The organism is Streptomyces sp. NPDC085460 (assembly GCF_044541975.1).
Lineage (GTDB): Bacteria > Actinomycetota > Actinomycetes > Streptomycetales > Streptomycetaceae > Streptomyces.
Map to the genome: position 1 here is coordinate 156434 of NZ_JBITTO010000009.1, position 18488 is coordinate 174921.

Sequence of the window (18488 nt, forward strand, 5' to 3'; positions counted from 1 at the left end):
GGCTACGGCCTGCGCGCGCTGGTCACGCGGTAGACGTCGTACACGCCCTCCACGCCCCGGACCGCCTTCAGGACGTGGCCCAGGTGCTTGGGGTCGCCCATCTCGAAGGTGAAGCGGGAGGTGGCCACCCGGTCCCGGGAGGTCTGGACGGCCGCCGAGAGGATGTTGACGTGCTGGTCCGAGAGGACCCGGGTGACGTCCGAGAGGAGCCGGGAGCGGTCCAGCGCCTCGACCTGGATCGCGACCAGGAAGACCGAGGACTGGGTCGGGGCCCACTCGACCTCCAGGATCCGCTCCGGCTCCCGGGACAGCGAGTCGACGTTGACGCAGTCGCTGCGGTGGACGGAGACGCCGCTGCCGCGGGTGACGAAGCCGATGATCGGGTCGCCGGGGACCGGGGTGCAGCAGCGGGCCAGCTTGACCCAGACGTCCTCGACGCCCTTGACGACGACACCGGGGTCGGCGTTGGAGCGGCGCTTCGAGCGGCCCCGGGTCGGCGGAGCGACCTCCTCGATGTCCTCGGTGGCCGCGTCCTCGCCGCCGAGCGCCTGCACCAGCTTCTGCACGATGGACTGGGCGGTGACGTGGCCCTCGCCGATCGCCGCGTACAGCGAGGAGATGTCGTTGTACCGCATCTCGTGGGCGAGGGTGACGAGGGAGTCGCCGGTGAGGATCCGCTGGATCGGCAGGTTCTGCTTGCGCATGGCCCGCGCGATGGCGTCCTTGCCCTGCTCGATGGCCTCGTCCCGGCGCTCCTTCGAGAACCAGGCGCGGATCTTGTTGCGGGCGCGCGGGGACTTGACGAAGCCGAGCCAGTCGCGGGACGGGCCGGCGCCGGCCGCCTTGGAGGTGAAGACCTCGACCAGGTCGCCGTTGTCGAGGGTGGATTCGAGCGGCACCAGCCGCCCGTTCACCCTGGCTCCTATGGTGCGGTGGCCGACCTCGGTGTGGACGGCGTAGGAGAAGTCGACCGGGGTGGCACCGGCGGGCAGCGCGATGACGTCGCCCTTGGGGGTGAAGACGAAGACCTCGTTGCGGGAGAGGTCGAAGCGGAGGGACTCCAGGAACTCGCCCGGGTCCTCGGTCTCCTTCTGCCAGTCGAGCAGCTGGCGCAGCCACGCCATGTCGTTGAGGTGGTCGTCCTTGCCGGTGTTCTTCGGCACGTCGGTGCGGACCTTGGAGGCGCCGGCGACGGCCTCCTGCTTGTACTTCCAGTGCGCGGCGATGCCGTACTCGGCGCGGCGGTGCATGTCGAAGGTGCGGATCTGCAGCTCGACCGGCTTGCCGTTGGGGCCGATGACCGTCGTGTGGAGCGACTGGTACATGTTGAACTTCGGCATCGCGATGTAGTCCTTGAACCGGCCGGGGACCGGGTTCCATCGCGCGTGGACGGTGCCGAGGGCCGCGTAGCAGTCGCGGACGGTGTCCACGAGGACGCGGATGCCGACCAGGTCGTAGATCTCCGCGAAGTCACGGCCGCGGACGATCATCTTCTGGTAGACGCTGTAGTAGTGCTTGGGGCGGCCGGTGACGGTGGCCTTGATGCGGGCGGCGCGCAGGTCGGTCTGAACCTCGTCGGTCACTATGGCGAGGTACTCGTCCCGCTTGGGGGCGCGCTCGGCGACGAGCCGGACGATCTCGTCGTACATCTTGGGGTAGAGGATCGCGAAGGCGAGGTCCTCCAGCTCCCACTTGATGGTGTTCATGCCCAGCCGGTGGGCCAGCGGGGCGTAGATCTCCAGGGTCTCGCGGGCCTTCTTCTCCTGCTTCTCCCGCTTGAGGTAGCGCATGGTGCGCATGTTGTGCAGGCGGTCGGCGAGCTTGATGACGAGGACCCGGGGGTCCTTGGCCATGGCGACGACCATCTTGCGGACGGTCTCGGCCTGCGCGGCCTCGCCGAAGCGGACCTTGTCGAGCTTGGTGACGCCGTCGACGAGGAGGGTGACCTGGTCGCCGAAGTCGCGGCGCAGGTCCTCCAGGCCGTACTCGGTGTCCTCGACGGTGTCGTGGAGGAGGCCGGCCATCAGGGTCGCCGGGTCCATGCCGAGCTCGGCGAGGATGGTGGTGACGGCGAGCGGGTGGGTGATGTACGGGTCGCCGCTCTTGCGCTTCTGGCCGCGGTGCCAGCGCTCCGCGACCTGGTAGGCCCGCTCGATCTGGCGCAAAGTGGCCGTTTCGATCTTGGGGTCGTTGGAGCGGACGATCCGGAGCAGGGGTTCGAGGACCGGGTTGTACGGCGACGAGCGCTGCACGCCGAGGCGGGCGAGGCGGGCGCGCACCCGGTTGGAGGAGCCGCCGGAACGGGAGGGCGCGGGGGCCGGGGCGGGAGCGGGCGCAGCAGGCTTCGGCCTGTTCTCCGCGGGCTTGTTCTGGGGCGTGCCGGTTCCCTGCGCGGCCTGGTCGGCCTTGGGGTCGGGCTGCGCGGCGGAGAGTGACTGGGCCTCGTCTGGCAAAGAGCGCTCCTCTGGGGTCCCCCCGGACGGGGTCTGGGGGAGGTTCCGGGTCCCCCGGTCAGGCCCGGAGGGGCCATCGTATCGAGCCATGACGCCGGGTGCTCACGCGGCCGGGGGACGGACGGGGGCCGAGGGGCTGCCGCCGGGGGGCGGCGAAGCCCTCCATGGGGGCATACCGGGGCAAACGCGAGGGGCGCCCCGGGAATTCCCGGGGCGCCCCTCGCCGGAATCCGATGGATCGGTTCCGGAACGGCTCAGACGGTGATCAGCGCGGTGAGCGGAGCGCCCTGGAGGGCGGGCTCCAGCCGGGCGCGGCCCGGGAGGAAGCCGAGCTCCATGAGGACCGCGACGCCCGCGACGTCGGCTCCGGCGCGCCGGATCAGCTCCAGCGACGCCTCGGCGGTGCCGCCGGTGGCGAGGACGTCGTCGATGACCATGACGCGGTCGCCCGCGGCCAGGTCCTCGGCGTGTACCTCGATCTCGGCGGTGCCGTACTCCAGCTCGTACGCCTGCCGCAGCGTGGCGCCGGGCAGCTTGCCGGCCTTGCGGACCGGGACGAAGCCCAGCCCCGCGCGGACGGCGACCGGCGCGGCGAGGATGAAGCCGCGGGCCTCCAGGCCGACGATCTTCGTCGCGCCCTGCGCGGAGCAGAGGGCGGCGAGCGCGTCGGTGAGGGCCGTGAACGCCTCCGGGTCCGCGAGCAGCGGGGTGATGTCCTTGAACAGCACGCCCGGCTTCGGGTAGTCGGGGACGTCGCGGATCCGGCTGAGGAGCAGGCCGGTGACGTCCTGGGACCCGGCCGTCATCCTCGGCGCTCCTGGGCGCGGCCGCGGCGGGCGGCGGCGCGCGGGCCGACGACCGCGGCCTCGCCCGCTTCCACGCCGTCCTCGGTGCCGTCCTCGCCGCGGCCGGCGGAGGCGCGCTTGGCCAGGATCCGCTTCTTCAGCGCCTTGATGGCCGGCTCGCGCTCCTTGAGGTCGGCGACGAGCGGGGTGGCGATGAAGATCGAGGAGTAGGCGCCGGCGGCCAGACCCACGAAGAGCGACAGCGAGATGTCGTTGAGCATGCCGGCGCCGAGGACACCGCCGCCGATGAAGAGCAGGCCCGCGACGGGCAGCAGCGCCACGACGGTGGTGTTGATGGAGCGGACCAGGGTGCCGTTGATCGAGCGGTTGGCCATCTCGCTGTAGGTGAAGCGGCTCTGCTTCGTGATGTCCTTCGTCTGTTCCTTGAGGGAGTCGAAGACGACGACGGTGTCGTACAGCGAATAGCCGAGGATGGTCAGCAGACCGATCACCGTGCCGACCGTGACCTCGAAGCCGACCAGTGAGTAGATGCCGACGGTGATCGTGAGGTCGTGGATCAGCGCGATCAGCGCCGCGACGGCCATTCTCCACTCGAAGGCGATGGCCAGGTAGATCACCACGAGGATCATGAAGACGCCGAGGCCGGTCCACGCCTTGTTGGCGATCTGCTCGCCCCAGCTGGGGCCGACCAGCTCGGCGGCGATCTTGTCCTCGGAGACGTTCAGGTCCTTGGCCAGCTCGGTGCGGACCTGGTCGGACTGCTCGGTGTCGAGGCCGCCGACCTGGATGCGCAGGGAGCCGTTGCCGAGCTGCTGGACGATCGCGTCGTGGCCGGACGCCTCTTCCGCGTAGTCCTGCGCCTGGCTGACGGTGACGTCCGTCTTCGGGGTGGTGAAGACGGCGCCGCCCTGGAACTCGATGCCCATGTTGAGGCCGCGGACGGCCAGGGCGACGATCGCCGTGATGGTGATCAGGACGGAGACGCCGTACCAGATCTTGCGGTTTTTGATGAAGTCGTATCCGACCTCACCGCGGTGGAGCCGGGCGCCGAGATCTCCGAGCTTCGACATCTCACGCCTCCTTCGGTTCGACGGTGCCGGCGGAGCCGGCTGCGGGGGCGGTACGACGGGCACGGCGCAGCGGCGGCTTGGCGCCCAGGCTCTTCGGGTCGAGGCCGGAGAGCTTGTGGCCGTTGCCGAAGAACTTCGTGCGGGCGAGCAGCGTCATCACCGGCTTGGTGAAGAGGAACACCACGACGACGTCGAGGAGGGTGGTGAGGCCGAGGGTGAAGGCGAAGCCCTGGACCTTGCCGACGGTGACGACGAAGAGCACCGCGGCGGCGAGGAACGACACGAAGTCGGAGACCAGGATGGTGCGGCGGGCGCGCGGCCAGGCGCGCTCGACGGCCGGGCGCAGGGTGCGGCCCTCGCGGATCTCGTCGCGGATGCGCTCGAAGTACACGATGAACGAGTCCGCTGTGATGCCGATGGCGACGATGGCGCCGCAGACGGCCGGCAGGTTGAGCGCGAAGCCGATGGCGGGGCCTAGCAGGGCCATGATCACGTAGGTGAGCAGGGCGGAGACGCCGAGGCTGAGGATCGCGATGAACGACAGGCCGCGGTAGTACACGACCAGGTAGATGATGACGAGCCCGAGGCCGATGGCGCCGGCGATGAGGCCGGCCTCCAGCTGCTCGCCGCCGAGGGCGGCGGTGACGGTGTCGACGCTCTGGGTGTCGAAGGTGAGCGGGAGCGCGCCGTAGGACAGGATGTTGCCGAGGTCCTGGGCGGACTGCTGGTTGAAGTTGCCGGAGATCTCCGCGCTGGCGCTCAGCGTCTGGCGGACCGAGGGGGCCGAGACGACGTTCCCGTCGAGGACGATCGCGAAGCGGTTCTGCGGGTCGGCCTGCTGGGAGAGCTTGCTGGTGATCGCCTGGAACTTCTTCGAGCCGGCCTCGGTGAAGTCCATGGTCACGATCCACATGCCGCGCTGCTGGTCGAGGACGCCCTTGGCGTCGTCGACGTCGCGGCCCTCGACCTCGGCGGGGCCGAGCAGGTACTTGGACCAGACGCCGGGCTCGTCCTCGCCGCAGGCCACGATGGGCTCGGTCGGCTTGGCGCCCTGGCCGGCGGCGGCGCGGGCCTTGGGGTCGAGGCAGTTCAGGGTGGTGAACTTCTGCTGGAGGGCCGCGGTGGCGGCGTCCGGCGTCGGGGTCGCCTGCGGGGTGCCGCTCGCCTTCGGCGTGGCGCTCGCCTTGGGGGTGCCGGTCGCCGTGGGCGTGGGCGTCCCGGTGGCGTTCGGGGCCTTGAGGGCTTCGGAGAGGGCGCGGCCCTGGGTGGACGCGGAGGCGGTCGGCGTGGCCGACTTCTTGTCGCCCGTGGAGGCGGACGCGGAGGGCTTCGGCGTGCCGGTGGAGTCGGCGGTGGGCGCCGGGTCGGGCGTCGCGGCGGCGACGCCGAGAACGGGCCGGAAGTAGAGCTGGGCGGTGGTGCCGACCTGCTCGCGGGCCTGCTTCTCGTTCGTCCCCTTGGGGATGTTCACGATGATGTTCTCGCGGCCCTGCGTCTGGACCTCGGCCTCGGAGACGCCGAGACCGTTGACACGGCGCTCGATGATGCCGACCGCCGTGTTCATGTTGGTCTCGTTGACCGCGGACTCCTGGCCGGGCTCAGCCTTGGCCTTGAGCGTGATCGACGTGCCTCCGGCGAGGTCGATGCCCAGGCGCGGGGTGGTGTGCCCCGACCAGAACATGCCTCCGGTGAGCGCGACCATGGCGATCAGAATCAATGCCAGGGCACGCCCGGGCCGGCTCTGTCCCCCCGCCGGCCCTCGGCCCTTCTTCGGTGCTGCCACCTGTCGTTTCTCCCTGTCCAAACCGTCCGTGGCGCCGGGTGGGCGCACGGAGGCCACGAAGTGTGTGTGGGGACCTTCCCCCGCAGACGTCGGACCGTGCCCGGCCGCGGCCCCGCCGGTTCGCGGGGGCCGCCGTGCCGGGGGCGCGTTACTTCGCCCCGGTCTCGCCGTCGGTCTTGCCGTCCTTCTCGACCTCGGCCTCGACCGCGTCCGACTTCTTCGTCAGATCGGCCTTGGGGGCCTCGTCGGCCTGGTCGGCCGTGTCGGTGAGGGAGGAGGCGTCGTCCGGGACGACGGTGTCGGAGCCGGCGGCGTCCTCGTCGGTGTCGCCGTGGACGATCCGGTTGTACTCGGCGTCGTCGAGGACGGCGCCGATGGAGTTCTTGGCGTAGACGGCGTGGACGCCGGGCGCGACCTCCAGCAGGACGGTCTCGTCCTGGATCTCCTTGACGGTGGCGTACATTCCCCCGATCGTGCGTACGCCGGTGCCGGGCTGCATCTGGTTGCGCATCTCCGCCGCCTGCTGCTGCTTCTTCTTGGCGGAACGGGTCATCAGGAACATCGCCCCGATGAGCACGATGAACGGGAGGAGCATGCCGATGTTATTCACGGGACGGAAATCCTTCGCACGGTCACGGAGAACCCGCGGCCTGATCTTCGGGGGTGGGTACGCCGACCAGAAAGGGCGGCATCGGCGGAGTCTAGGCGAGTCCGCATCGATGGAACAACGCCCAGCATGGCACCGTGGTTCCTGCTCGGGCGAGACTCCGCGCCGTCACCCGCCCGTCACACCGGCCTCAGGCGCCGAAGAGCCCCTGTTGTCCCGGTCCGCCTCCGTTTCCGGCCCCGGCCGCCCCCGTCGCCTGCGGCGGGACCAGTCCGAGGTGGTTCCACGCGGCGGGCGTGGCGACCCGGCCGCGGGGGGTGCGGGCCAGCAGTCCCTCCCGTACGAGGAAGGGCTCGGCGACCTCCTCGACGGTCTCGCGCTCCTCCCCCACGGCGACGGCGAGGGTGGAGAGGCCGACCGGTCCGCCGCCGAACAGCTTCAGCAGGGCCTCCAGGACCGCGCGGTCGAGCCGGTCGAGGCCGCGGCTGTCCACCTCGTACACGCCGAGGGCGGCGCCGGCGATCTCGCGGGTGATGACTCCGTCGGCCCTCACCTGCGCGTAGTCGCGGACCCGGCGCAGCAGCCGGTTGGCGATCCGGGGGGTGCCGCGGGAGCGGCCGGCGATCTCGGCGGCGCCGGCCGGGTCGATCGTCACGTCGAGGAGTCCGGCCGAGCGGGTCACGACCCGCTCCAGCTCGTGCGGCTCGTAGAACTCCATGTGGGCGGTGAAGCCGAAGCGGTCGCGCAGCGGCGGCGGCAGGAGTCCGGCCCGGGTGGTGGCGCCGACCAGGGTGAAGGGCGGGAGGTCCAGCGGGATGGCGGTGGCGCCGGGGCCCTTGCCGACGATGACGTCGACGCGGAAGTCCTCCATCGCCATGTAGAGCATCTCCTCGGCGGGCCGGGACATGCGGTGGATCTCGTCGAGGAAGAGGATCTCGCCCTCCTGGAGGGAGGAGAGGATCGCGGCGAGGTCGCCGGCGTGCTGGATGGCGGGTCCCGAGGTGATCCGGATCGGCGCGTTCATCTCCGCGGCGATGATCATCGACAGGGTGGTCTTGCCGAGGCCGGGGGCGCCGGAGAGCAGCACGTGGTCGGCGGTGGCGCCGCGCTGGCGGGCGGCCTTGAGGACGAGGTCGAGCTGCTGGCGGACCTTCTCCTGGCCGATGAACTCGCCGAGGTCCTTGGGGCGCAGGGCGGCCTCGACGGCCTGGTCGTCGCCCTCGGCGGCGGCGCCGACGATCCGCTCCTCGGAGCCGGATGCCGTCTCGTCGTCCCAGTTCACGGTGGTGTCTTCCTTCGTACGGGAGGGTCTGCGGGCGATCAGCGGGCGCGGCCCAGCGTCTGCAGGGCGGCGCGCAGCAGCTGGGGCACGGGGGCGGAGCCGGTCTCGGCGAGCGCCGCCTCGGCCTGCGGGGTGACGGCGGCGACGGCCTCCTCGGCGTCGCGGCTCGGGTAGCCGAGGCCGACGAGGGCGGCGGTCACCTGCTCGGTCCAGGGGGCGGGGCCGGTGGCGACGGCGCGCTGCTGGCCGACGAGTCCGCTGCTGCCGAGGGGCTGGCCGAGCTTGTCCTTCAGTTCGAGGAGCAGCTTCTGGGCGCCCTTCTTGCCGATGCCGGGGACGGCCGTGAGGGCCTTCTCGTCGCCGGTGGAGACGGCGAGGCGGAGCGCGTCGGGGCTGTGCACGCCGAGCATGGCCTGGGCGAGCCGGGGTCCGACGCCGCTGGCGGTCTGGAGCAGCTCGAAGACCTGGCGCTCGTCGTCGTCCGCGAAGCCGTACAAGGTGAGCGAGTCCTCCCGTACGACGAGGGAGGTGGCGAGCCGGGCCTGCTCGCCGACGCGGAGCCCGGCGAGCGTGTTCGGGGTGCACTGGACGGCCATGCCGACGCCGCCGACCTCGACGACGGCGGTGGTGGGCGCGAGGGCGGCCACGGGGCCGCTGACGAAGGCGATCATGACGTGCGGCCTTTCGAGGCGTGCAGGGCGACGGCCTGCTGGAGGCGGTTCTGGGCGGGGGCGCGCCAGATGTGGCAGATGGCGAGGGCGAGGGCGTCGGCGGCGTCGGCCGGCTTGGGCGGGGCGGCGAGCCGGAGCAGCCGGGTGACCATGGCGCCGACCTGTGCCTTGTCGGCGCGGCCCGAGCCGGTGACGGCGGCCTTGACCTCGCTGGGGGTGTGCAGGGCGACGGGGATGCCGCGGCGGGCGGCGCAGAGCATGGCGACGGCGCTGGCCTGGGCGGTGCCCATCACCGTGCGTACGTTGTGCTGGCTGAACACCCGCTCCACCGCGACGAGTTCGGGCTGGAAACGGTCGATCCACTCCTCGATGCCGCGCTCGATGCCGACGAGCCGGAGGCCGATGTCGGCGTCGGCGGAGGTGCGGACCACGCCGACTCCGAGCATCGTGAGCGGCCGGCCGGCGACGCCCTCGACGACGCCGACGCCGCACCGGGTGAGTCCCGGGTCCACCCCCAGTACGCGCACGCCGCCCCTCCCTGTCGTCGACCGGTCGCAAGTCTGTTTGTGCAGGCTATCCGGTGCCACTGACAACGCAGCGGGCCGACGGGGTGTGTCCCGTCGGCCCGCTGCGGTGGAGCGGCGTGGAGCGGCGCTCAGGCGTCGACCTTCTCCATGACCTCGTCGCTGACGTCGAAGTTGGCGAAGACGTTCTGCACGTCGTCGCTGTCCTCCAGCGCGTCGATCAGCTTGAAGATCTTGCGCGCGCCCTCCTCGTCGAGCTCGACCTGCATGGTCGGCACGAAGCTGGACTCGGCCGAGTCGTAGTCGAAGCCGGCCTCCTGGAGGGCGGTGCGGACCGCGACCAGGTCGGTGGCCTCGCTGATGACCTCGAAGGACTCGCCGAGGTCGTTGACCTCCTCGGCGCCCGCGTCGAGCACGACCTCCAGGACGTCGTCCTCGGACCGCTCGCCCTTGGGGAGCACGACGACGCCCTTGCGGTTGAACAGGTACGAGACGGAGCCCGGGTCGGCCATCGAACCGCCGTTGCGGGTCATGGCGACGCGGACGTCCGAGGCGGCGCGGTTGCGGTTGTCGGTGAGGCACTCGATGAGCACCGCGACGCCGTTCGGGCCGTAGCCCTCGTACATGATCGTCTCGTAGTCGGCGCCGCCGGCCTCGAGACCCGCACCGCGCTTGAGCGCGGAGTCGATGTTCTTGTTCGGGACCGACTGCTTCTTCGCCTTCTGGACGGCGTCGAAGAGCGTCGGGTTGCCGTCCAGGTCGGCGCCGCCGGTGCGGGCCGCGACCTCGATGTTCTTGATCAGCTTCGCGAAGAGCTTGCCGCGCTTGGCATCGATCACGGCCTTCTTGTGCTTCGTCGTAGCCCATTTAGAGTGGCCGGACATCTGCCTGTCTCCTTCGCGTTACCCACTACTTGAACGAACCCGAGAGATCCTACCGGGATCGTGTCACCGTTCCGCGCGCACCATGTCCACGAACAGCTCGTGGATGCGGTGGTCGCCGGTGAGCTCGGGGTGGAAGGAGGTCGCGAGGACCTTGCCCTGGCGGACGGCGACGATGTGGCCGTCGTGCTCCGCGAGCACCTCGACCCCGGCGCCGACGGACTCCACCCACGGGGCGCGGATGAAGACGCCCTCGACGGGCGTGTCGATCCCGGTCACGGTGACACCGGCCTCGAAGGACTCGTTCTGCCGCCCGAAGGCGTTGCGGCGCACGATCATGTCGATGCCGCCGAAGGTCTCCTGGCCCGAGCGCGGGTCGAGGATCTTGTCGGCGAGCATGATCAGGCCGGCGCAGGTGCCGTACACGGGCAGGCCCGCGGCGATCCGCTCGCGGATCGGCTCCATGAGGCCGAAGAGGGCGGCCAGCTTGGAGATGGTGGTGGACTCGCCGCCGGGGAGGACCAGGCCGTCGACCTCGGCGAGTTCTTCGGGGCGCCGGACCGGCCTGGCCACGGCGTCCGCCGCGGCCAGGGCGATCAGGTGCTCCCGTACGTCGCCCTGGAGGGCCAGGACTCCGATCACGGGGGTGGTGCTCATCGGTGCTTACCAGCCCCGGTTGGCGTAGCGCTCGGACTCGGGGAGGGTGTCGCAGTTGATGCCGACCATGGCCTCGCCGAGGTTGCGGGAGGCGTCCGCGATGATCTTCGGGTCGTCGTAGAAGGTGGTGGCCTTCACGATGGCGGCGGCGCGCTTGGCCGGGTCGCCGGACTTGAAGATGCCGGAGCCGACGAAGACGCCCTCGGCGCCGAGCTGGCGCATCAGCGCGGCGTCGGCGGGGGTGGCGACGCCACCGGCGGAGAACAGGACGACGGGGAGCTTGCCGAGCTCGGCGACCTCCTTGACGAGCTCGTACGGGGCGCGCAGCTCCTTGGCGGCGGCGAAGAGCTCGTTGTTGTCGTAGCCGCGCAGCCTGGCGATCTCGTTCTTGATCTGGCGCAGGTGGCGGACGGCCTCGACGACGTTGCCGGTGCCGGCCTCGCCCTTGGAGCGGATCATGGCCGCGCCCTCGGCGATGCGGCGGAGGGCCTCGCCCAGGTTGGTGGCGCCACAGACGAAGGGGGTGGTGAAGGCCCACTTGTCGGAGTGGTTGATCTCGTCGGCCGGGGTGAGGACCTCGGACTCGTCGATGTAGTCGACGCCGAGGGACTGGAGGACCTGGGCCTCGACGAAGTGGCCGATGCGGGACTTGGCCATCACCGGGATGGAGACCGCGCCGATGATCTCCTCGATCATGTTCGGGTCGGACATGCGGGCCACGCCGCCGTCCTTGCGGATGTCCGCGGGGACCCGCTCCAGGGCCATGACGGCGACGGCGCCGGCGTCCTCGGCGATCTTCGCCTGCTCGGCGTTGACCACGTCCATGATCACGCCGCCCTTGAGCTGCTCGGCCATGCCGCGCTTCACGCGGGCGGTGCCGGTCTCGGGGGTCTGGGGGGTGGTGGAGCTGGACACGGAAACCTCACTCGTGACAACGGGTTCAACGGGACGTTGACGACTAGAGCGAGGAAACAGTCCACGAGCGGTCCACAGCAAGGGCCAATGTGCAGGCTGTGGATCCTTTTGACGGGAATCCGAGGCCGCTGGGGCTCAGGACGGACGATCGGCCAGGGCCACCGGCGGTTCGTCGTCCATTTCGAAGGCCATCGGGAAGGGCGCGTGGCCCGCGAGGCGGAACCAGCGGACCTTGCGGTGGCGGCGCAGGGCGCGGGCGGCCCGGACGGCGTCGTTGTGGAAGCGGCGGGCCATGGGGACCCGGCGGACGGCGGCGGCCAGCTCGCCGGCGGCCTCGACCCCGCCGGGCGCCTCCTGGACGAGCTCGACCTGCTCGGGCTCTCCGAAGACGGCCCGCAGCGCCTGGCTCAGCTCGCTCTCGGCGACCTCGCGGTGGTCCTCCTCGGCCTGCCGGGCCGCGTGCGCCGCCTCGTACAGGACGATCGAGGCGGCCGGGTCGAGGACGCCGGAGGTGGCCAGTTCCTGGGCGACCGAGGCCCGCCGGAGCAGCTGGGCGTCGAGCGCCGCGCGGGCGGCGTCGATGCGGGTGTGCAGCCGGTCGAGCCGGCCGGCGGTCCAGCTGAGGTAGACGCCGATGAGGATCAGCGCGACGACGGTCCAGATCAGGGTTTCGGTCACGGGCGCACAGGCTACCCGGGCGGTGGCAGCACACCTTCCCAAAGGGTGTGGTCGTGGGCGAAGAGGACGCGGACCGGCCGCTCGCCGGCGAGCGCGGCGAGCCGTCCGATCCAGGGCCGGTACGGCGTCCCGAACTCGCCCGCCGTGTCGTACGCCTGCCCGGCGAGGACCGTCACGCGGTCGCCGTGGTCGAGGACGAGCGACTGGTGCCCGTCGACGTGTCCGGGCGTCGGCACGATCCGGATCCCGGGGGCGGGCTCGTGCTCACCGTCGATCTCCGTCCAGGCGACGCCGGGGAGGAGCGCGTCGATGGTGTAGCCGCCCGCCCGCGCGGTGGCGAGCTCGCCGCGCTGGACGAGGGCGGGGGTGCCGGGGAAGCGCTGGTTGCCGCCGATGTGGTCGAAGTGCAGGTGGCAGTTGACCAGGAGATCGACCTCGCCGGGCCCGACGGTGAGCGGCCGGCGGACGATCCGGTAGTGCGCGTCGGTCTCGGGCGATCCCTCGCCCATGCCGGTGTCGAACAGCACGGTGCCGCCCGGATGCCGGACGAGGTACGCGAACGTGTGCTCCACGCGCGCGTGGCTCCCGCCCCACTCCGCGGCGGGCCGCGTGAACCGGCCCAGGTCGAGCCGCTGGACGCTGATCATGCGCCCAGCGTGCGCCTCCGCCGCCTGTGGTGGGCGGGCGTTCCGCTGGGGGCGAACGGGGTCCCCCATCGCCCCGGCGGGACGCGTGCCCACAGGGCCGACGGGTGGGCCACGCCGGGATCGGCTACAGGCCCAGTCGGGCGCGGAGCCCGCCCGTCTTCTCGTCCGTGTCCACCGCCGCCGCCCCGTCCGTGACCGTCTCGTAGACGGCCAGGATGTCCGCGCCGACCGTGGCCCAGTCGAAGCGCCGGACGTGCGCCGAACCGCGCGCGCTCAGCTCCGCGCGGCGCGCCGGGTCGCCGAGCAGCCGGATCGCCGCCTCCGCCAGCGCGTCCGCGTCCTCGTTGGCGAACAGCTCGCCCGCCGCGCCCTGGTCGAGGACCTGCGCGAAGGCGTCCAGGTCGGCGGCGAGGACCGGCGCGCCGGCCGACAGCGCCTCGACGAGGATGATGCCGAAGGACTCGCCGCCGGTGTTGGGCGCCACGTACACGTCGACGCTGCGCAGCAGCCGCGCCTTGTCCTCGTCGCTGACCATGCCGAGGAACTCCACCCGGGACCGCATCTCGGGCGGCAGCGAGGCCACCGCCTCCTCCTCGTCGCCGCGCCCGGCGACGAGGAGCCGGGCGCCCGGCCGCTCCGTGAGGATCCGGGGCAGTGCCTTCATCAGGACCGGCAGGCCCTTGCGGGGCTCGTCGATCCGCCCGATGAAGCCCAGCGTCTCGCCCTGCCACGCCTCCTTCGGCTCCGCGCCCGCGAAGAAGTCGACGTCGACGCCGTTGGGGATGACGACCGCGTCGCCGCCCAGGTGCTCCACGAGCGTGCGCCGGGCGTACTCGCTGACCGCGATCCGGGCGCTGATCTTCTCCAGCGCGGGCTGGAGGATCGGGTAGGCGGCGATCATCGCCCGCGAGCGCGGGTTCGAGGTGTGGAAGGTGGCCACGATCGGGCCCTGCGCCGCCCAGCAGGTGAGCAGACCAAGGGAGGGCGAGGTCGGCTCGTGGATGTGGACGACGTCGAAGGTGCCGTCGTGCAGCCAGCGGCGGACCCGCGCGGCGGAGAGGAAACCGAAGCTGAGGCGGGCCACCGAGCCGTTGTACGACACGGGCACGGCCCGGCCGGCGGAGACGACGTACGGCGGTAGCGGGGTGTCGTCGTCGGCGGGGGCCAGGACGGAGACCTCGTGGCCGAGCCGGATCAGGTGCTCGGCGAGGTCGCGGATGTGGAACTGGACGCCGCCCGGTACGTCCCAGGAGTACGGGCAGACGATCCCGATCTTCACGGTGTGCGCTCCTCCAGGTCGGCCAGCCAGAGGCGCTGCAGCATGTGCCAGTCCTCCGGGTGGTCCGCGATGGCCCCGGCGAACACGTCCGCGAGGGCCTGTGTCATGAGGGACGCCTTTTCGCCGCGGGTACCTGACTCGGGTACCTCCACGGGCGCGTGTACCTCGCCCTTCATGACGTCGGTGTCGTCGTACCAGAGGGTCACCGGCAGCAGGACCGCGTCGGTCTGGAGGGCCAGCATGGCCGGCCCCGCGGGCATCCGGGTCGCCTCGCCGAAGAAGGAGACCTCGACTCCGGAGGCGGACAGGTCCCGGTCGGCGACGAGGCAGACCAGACCGCCGGCCCGCAGCCGCCGGGCCAGCGTCCCGAAGGCGGCGCCACCGGTGTGCGGCAGCACCTCCATGCCGAGGGACTCCCGGTAGGCGACGAAGCGGTCGTACAGCGACTCGGGCTTGAGCCGCTCGGCGACGGTGGTGAAGGGCGTGCCGAGGGCGCGGGTGACCCACACCCCGGCCAGGTCCCAGTTGCCCATGTGCGGCAGGGCGAGGATCACACCGCGGTCCGAGGCTATGGCTTCCTTGAGGACGTCCTCGCCCTTGATCGAGAAGCTGTTCGCGGCCCGCTCGCGGCTCCAGGTCGGCAGCCGGAAGGACTCCATCCAGTAGCGCATGTACGAGCGCATGCCGGCCTTCGACAGCGCGGCGAGCCGCTCGGGCGTCGCGTCCGGCACCACGCGCGCGAGGTTGGACTCGAGACGCAGCACGCCCTTGCCGCGCCGCTTCCACACGGTGTCCGCGATCTTCCGGCCGAGGGACCGGGCCACCGGCTCGGGAAGCTTCTTCACGGTCGCCCAGCCGAGCCCGTACAGACCGTCGGCGACCTTGTCCTTCAGCGCGCTCACGACACCGCCCCGCTCTCCCCGGCCGCCGTGGCGGCGTCCGCCTCCGCGGCCTCCCTGCGTACCGTCACCACCCGCTGCCCCAGCGTCACGGCCGAGCCGGCGGCGACGATCCACAGCGCGATCGGCAGCAGCACGTCGACACCGGGCACTCCGAACGCGTGCAGGCCGGCGAGACCGGCGGCGACCAGCGAGATCACCAGCCGCTCGGCCCGCTCGATCAGGCCGTTCACCGCGACCGGCAGGCCAATCGATTCACCACGCGCCTTGGTGTACGAGACGACCTGACCGCTCGCCAGGCAGAAGATCGACACCGCGCACAGCACGTTGTCGTCGCCCTGACCCGCGTACCAGAGCGCGAAGCCGCCGAAGATCGCCCCGTCGGCGACCCGGTCGAGGGTCGAGTCGAGGAACGCGCCCCAGCGGCTGGAGATCCCCGCCTGCCGCGCCATGTTGCCGTCGACGAGGTCGGAGAAGACGAAGAGCGTGATCACGATCGTGCCCCAGAAGAACTCGCCCCTGGGGAAGAAGACCAGCGCTCCGGCGACCACTCCCGCCGTGCCGATCAGCGTCACGGCGTCGGGGCTGACCCCCCGGCGGAGCAGAAACGCGGCGAACGGTGTGAGGACACGCGTAAAAAACGCACGCGCGTACTTGTTCAGCATGGCCTTCCCGAGGTTTCGGCGGGCCGCGCGGTCCCATGACCACCGGCTCACCCATCGTAGCCACGCGCGTGCCGCCGCACGGGAGCGCACCCGCCCCGTCGCGTCGGGACCCCCCTGGGGACCCACCGGTGTACGACGTATGGACGCGTCCCGGCGTCGGTGCAAAGCTCGAAGGAAAGCACCTCGCGGGCCCGCCGGAGCAGCGCCGCGACGCCGCTCCCCCGCGCCCGCTCTCACCTCACCGCCTCGCAGCCGGGAGGACATCATGGGCGACAAGGCGCACACCCCCGCCGGAGCCGCCGGCAGGGCACCGACGGCCGACCGGCCCTCGGAGGTACGGAACGTGGTGCTGGTCGGCCACAGCGGAGCGGGCAAGACGACCCTGGTCGAGGCGCTCGCCCAGACCGCCGGGGCGCTCGGGCGGCCCGGCCGGGTCGAGGACGGGGCGACCGTCTCCGACTACGACGAGATCGAGCACCGGCAGCACCGCTCCGTCCAGCTCTCCCTCGTGCCGGTCGGCTGGGACGGCTTCAAGATCAACCTGCTCGACACCCCCGGGTACGCCGACTTCGTCGGGGAACTGAGGGCCGGTCTGCGCGCGGCGGACGCGGCCCTCTTCGTCGTCTCGGCCGCCCAGGAGGCCGACGCGGTCGCCGCCTCCACCCGCGTGGTCTGGGAGGAGTGCGCGGCCGTCGGCATGCCCAGGGCCATCGTCGTCACCCACCTCGACACCGCCCGCACCGGCTACGACGAGCTCACCGGGGTCTGCGCCGGACTCTTCGGCCGCGACGACCCCGACGCCGTCCTCCCCCTCTACCTTCCGGTGCACGGCCCCGAGGGCACGGACGGCCACGCCCCCGCGACCGGTCTGATCGGCCTGCTCTCCGAGCGGGTCTTCGACTACTCCACGGGCGAGCGGCGCGAACTCCCGCCCGGCGACGCCGACCGCGACCTGATCGCCGCGGCCCGCGCCCGGCTCATCGAGGGGATCATCGCCGAGAGCGAGGACGAGACCCTGATGGACCGCTACCTCGGGGGCGAGGAGATCGACTTCGCGACCCTCGTCGGCGACCTGGAGAAGGCCGTCGCCCGGGGCGGCTTCCATCCCGTGCTCGCCGCCGCGCCCGCCGCCGCCGGCGGAGGCCAGGGCCTCGGCACCGTCGAACTCCTGGAGCTGATCACCCGCGGCTTCCCCTCCCCCCTGGAACACGAACCGCCCGCCGTCACCACCCCCTCCGGCGAACCCCGGCCGGCGCTCGCCTGCGACCCCGAAGGCCCGCTGGTCGCCGAGGTCGTGAAGACCGCCGCCGACCCCTACCAGGGCCGGATCTCCCTCGTCCGGGTCTTCTCCGGCACCCTCCGCCCCGACGAGACCGTGCACGTCTCCGGGCACGGACTCGCCGACCGGGGCCACGAGGACCACGACGTCGACGAACGGGTCGGCGCCCTCACCTCCCCCTTCGGCAAACAGCAGCGCCCGATGGCCCACTGCGTCGCCGGGGACCTCGCGTGCGTGGCCCGGCTCGGCCGCGCCGAGACCGGCGACACCCTCTCCGCCAAGGACGACCCGCTGCTGATCGAGCCGTGGCCGATGCCGGAGCCGCTGCTGCCGCTCGCCGTCGAGGCACACAGCAAGGCCGACGAGGACCGGCTCTCCCAGGGCCTCGCGAAACTCGTCGCCGAGGACCCGACCCTCCGCCTCGAACAGAACCAGGACACCGGCCAGGTCGTCCTCTGGTGCCTGGGCGAGGCCCACCAGGACGTCGTCCTGGAACGGCTGCGCGGCCGCTACGGCGTACGCGTCGACGCCGTCCCGTACCGGGTGCCGCTGCGCGAGACCTTCGGCGCCCCCGCCTCCGGGCGCGGACGGCACGTCAAACAGTCCGGCGGCCACGGCCAGTTCGCGATCTGCGAGATCGACGTCGAACCGCTCCCGCCGGGCAGCGGCATCGAGTTCGTCGACAAGGTCGTGGGCGGCGCCGTCCCCCGCCCCTTCATCGGCTCCGTCGAGAAGGGCGTACGGGCCCAGGCCGCGCGCGGTGTCGCCGCCGGCCACCCGCTGGTCGACGTCCGGGTCACCCTCAGGGACGGCAAGGCCCACTCGGTGGACTCCTCCGACGCCGCCTTCCAGACCGCCGGGGCGCTCGCCCTGCGCGAGGCTGCCGCCGAGGTCCCGGTCCACCTCCTGGAACCGGTCGCCGAAGTACGCGTCCTCGTCCCCGACGAATACGTCGGCGCGGTGATGAGCGACCTGTCCGGCCGGCGCGGCCGGGTCGTCGGCACCGACCAGGCCGGACCCGGCCGCACGGTCGTCCGGGCCGAGGTGCCGGAGATCGAGATCGGGCGGTACGCCATCGACCTGCGGTCCGTCTCGCACGGCACCGGCCGCTTCGACCGCAGCTACGCCCGGCACGAACCGATGCCCCCTCAGCTCGCCGAACGCGTGCGCGAACAGGTGGGAAAACGCGCCTAGTTCGGCGCGCGACCAGCCGTTCCCGGCCACCCGGTCCCCACCGGGCGGCCGGTTCCGGCCGCGGTCGTCCACAGCTTCCGGCCGCGGTTGTCCACAGCCGGTGACGCATACCACGCGGCCCGGTTACGCTGTGGTGCCCAGCCCGGCAGGTGTACCGGGCACGGCAGTCGGGAACAGCCCGCACAGGTACTCGCGGTG

17 protein-coding genes are annotated in these 18488 nt (G+C 71.9%); 1 reads left to right on the forward strand and 16 read right to left on the reverse strand.

The genetic code is table 11. The annotated features are described in order from the left end of the window. Positions 1–2: 2 nt before the first annotated feature. From ACIGHB_RS24110 to pgsA, 16 genes are all read right to left on the reverse strand, one after another. Positions 3–2453: a RelA/SpoT family protein gene (locus tag ACIGHB_RS24110; RefSeq protein ID WP_399915810.1), complete on the reverse strand. Its 2451-nt coding sequence runs from the start codon at positions 2451–2453 to the stop codon at positions 3–5. Positions 2454–2707: 254 nt separating this feature from the next. Beyond that, positions 2708–3259 carry an adenine phosphoribosyltransferase gene (locus ACIGHB_RS24115; protein ID WP_360317425.1) on the reverse strand — a complete coding sequence of 184 codons (552 nt, stop codon included), beginning with the start codon at positions 3257–3259 and terminating at the stop codon, positions 2708–2710. Next, positions 3256–4329: a protein translocase subunit SecF gene (gene secF, locus ACIGHB_RS24120; RefSeq protein WP_360317426.1), complete on the reverse strand. Its 1074-nt coding sequence runs from the start codon at positions 4327–4329 to the stop codon at positions 3256–3258. The genes ACIGHB_RS24115 and secF overlap by 4 nt, the downstream gene beginning before the upstream one ends. 1 nt (position 4330) lies before the next feature. Further along, positions 4331–6112, reverse strand: coding sequence for a protein translocase subunit SecD (gene secD, locus ACIGHB_RS24125; RefSeq protein ID WP_360317428.1), 1782 nt, complete (start codon positions 6110–6112; stop codon positions 4331–4333). Between the two features lie 148 nt (positions 6113–6260). After that, positions 6261–6707 (reverse strand): preprotein translocase subunit YajC, encoded by a 447-nt coding sequence (gene yajC, locus ACIGHB_RS24130; RefSeq protein ID WP_360317476.1) that lies wholly within the window; start codon positions 6705–6707, stop codon positions 6261–6263. Positions 6708–6909: 202 nt separating this feature from the next. After that, entirely contained in the window at positions 6910–8001 is a 1092-nt protein-coding gene (gene ruvB, locus ACIGHB_RS24135; RefSeq protein ID WP_360317430.1) for a Holliday junction branch migration DNA helicase RuvB, read from the reverse strand. A 38-nt stretch (positions 8002–8039) separates the two neighbouring features. Then, on the reverse strand, positions 8040–8672 hold the full coding sequence (gene ruvA / locus ACIGHB_RS24140) for a Holliday junction branch migration protein RuvA (protein ID WP_360317432.1): 633 nt from the start codon (positions 8670–8672) through the stop codon (positions 8040–8042). Next, positions 8669–9199, reverse strand: a complete 531-nt coding sequence (gene ruvC / locus ACIGHB_RS24145) for a crossover junction endodeoxyribonuclease RuvC (protein WP_360317434.1) — start codon at positions 9197–9199, stop codon at positions 8669–8671. Before ruvC ends, ruvA begins: the two co-directional genes overlap by 4 nt. Before the next feature lie 128 nt (positions 9200–9327). Continuing rightward, complete coding sequence (locus ACIGHB_RS24150) at positions 9328–10080, reverse strand: YebC/PmpR family DNA-binding transcriptional regulator (protein ID WP_200428255.1); 753 nt, start codon at positions 10078–10080, stop codon at positions 9328–9330. A 63-nt stretch (positions 10081–10143) separates the two neighbouring features. Then, positions 10144–10734, reverse strand: coding sequence for a pyridoxal 5'-phosphate synthase glutaminase subunit PdxT (pdxT, locus tag ACIGHB_RS24155; RefSeq protein ID WP_360317438.1), 591 nt, complete (start codon positions 10732–10734; stop codon positions 10144–10146). 6 nt (positions 10735–10740) lie between these two features. Then, positions 10741–11649, reverse strand: a complete 909-nt coding sequence (gene pdxS / locus ACIGHB_RS24160; protein WP_360317440.1) for a pyridoxal 5'-phosphate synthase lyase subunit PdxS — start codon at positions 11647–11649, stop codon at positions 10741–10743. Positions 11650–11784: 135 nt separating this feature from the next. Continuing rightward, positions 11785–12327 carry a hypothetical protein gene (locus ACIGHB_RS24165; protein ID WP_360317443.1) on the reverse strand — a complete coding sequence of 181 codons (543 nt, stop codon included), beginning with the start codon at positions 12325–12327 and terminating at the stop codon, positions 11785–11787. An 11-nt stretch (positions 12328–12338) separates the two neighbouring features. Next, entirely contained in the window at positions 12339–12974 is a 636-nt protein-coding gene (locus tag ACIGHB_RS24170) for an MBL fold metallo-hydrolase (RefSeq protein WP_399915814.1), read from the reverse strand. Between the two features lie 124 nt (positions 12975–13098). Beyond that, positions 13099–14253: a glycosyltransferase family 4 protein gene (locus ACIGHB_RS24175; RefSeq protein WP_360317447.1), complete on the reverse strand. Its 1155-nt coding sequence runs from the start codon at positions 14251–14253 to the stop codon at positions 13099–13101. Continuing rightward, a complete protein-coding gene (locus tag ACIGHB_RS24180; RefSeq protein ID WP_399915816.1) occupies positions 14250–15155 on the reverse strand; it encodes a phosphatidylinositol mannoside acyltransferase in 906 nt (301 codons plus the stop codon). The genes ACIGHB_RS24175 and ACIGHB_RS24180 overlap by 4 nt, the downstream gene beginning before the upstream one ends. Continuing rightward, positions 15152–15817, reverse strand: coding sequence for a phosphatidylinositol phosphate synthase (pgsA, locus tag ACIGHB_RS24185; RefSeq protein WP_360317451.1), 666 nt, complete (start codon positions 15815–15817; stop codon positions 15152–15154). The genes ACIGHB_RS24180 and pgsA overlap by 4 nt, the downstream gene beginning before the upstream one ends. A gap of 265 nt (positions 15818–16082) precedes the next feature. Between pgsA and ACIGHB_RS24190 the strand changes: the two genes are divergently transcribed. Continuing rightward, entirely contained in the window at positions 16083–18290 is a 2208-nt protein-coding gene (locus tag ACIGHB_RS24190; protein WP_399915819.1) for an elongation factor G-like protein EF-G2, read from the forward strand. Positions 18291–18488: the final 198 nt, after the last annotated feature.

Excerpts from the sequence above, each read along its gene's own strand:
- yajC (WP_360317476.1), bottom strand. The coding sequence starts at position 6,707 with ATGCTCCTCCCGTTCATCGTGCTCATCGGGGCGATGTTCCTGATGACC.
- ACIGHB_RS24170 (WP_399915814.1), bottom strand. The coding sequence starts at position 12,974 with ATGATCAGCGTCCAGCGGCTCGACCTGGGCCGGTTCACGCGGCCCGCC.
- ACIGHB_RS24115 (WP_360317425.1), bottom strand. The coding sequence starts at position 3,259 with ATGACGGCCGGGTCCCAGGACGTCACCGGCCTGCTCCTCAGCCGGATC.
- ACIGHB_RS24190 (WP_399915819.1), top strand. The coding sequence starts at position 16,083 with ATGGGCGACAAGGCGCACACCCCCGCCGGAGCCGCCGGCAGGGCACCG.
- ACIGHB_RS24150 (WP_200428255.1), bottom strand. The coding sequence starts at position 10,080 with ATGTCCGGCCACTCTAAATGGGCTACGACGAAGCACAAGAAGGCCGTG.
- ruvA (WP_360317432.1), bottom strand. The coding sequence starts at position 8,672 with ATGATCGCCTTCGTCAGCGGCCCCGTGGCCGCCCTCGCGCCCACCACC.
- secF (WP_360317426.1), bottom strand. The coding sequence starts at position 4,329 with ATGTCGAAGCTCGGAGATCTCGGCGCCCGGCTCCACCGCGGTGAGGTC.
- pdxT (WP_360317438.1), bottom strand. The coding sequence starts at position 10,734 with ATGAGCACCACCCCCGTGATCGGAGTCCTGGCCCTCCAGGGCGACGTA.
- pgsA (WP_360317451.1), bottom strand. The coding sequence starts at position 15,817 with ATGCTGAACAAGTACGCGCGTGCGTTTTTTACGCGTGTCCTCACACCG.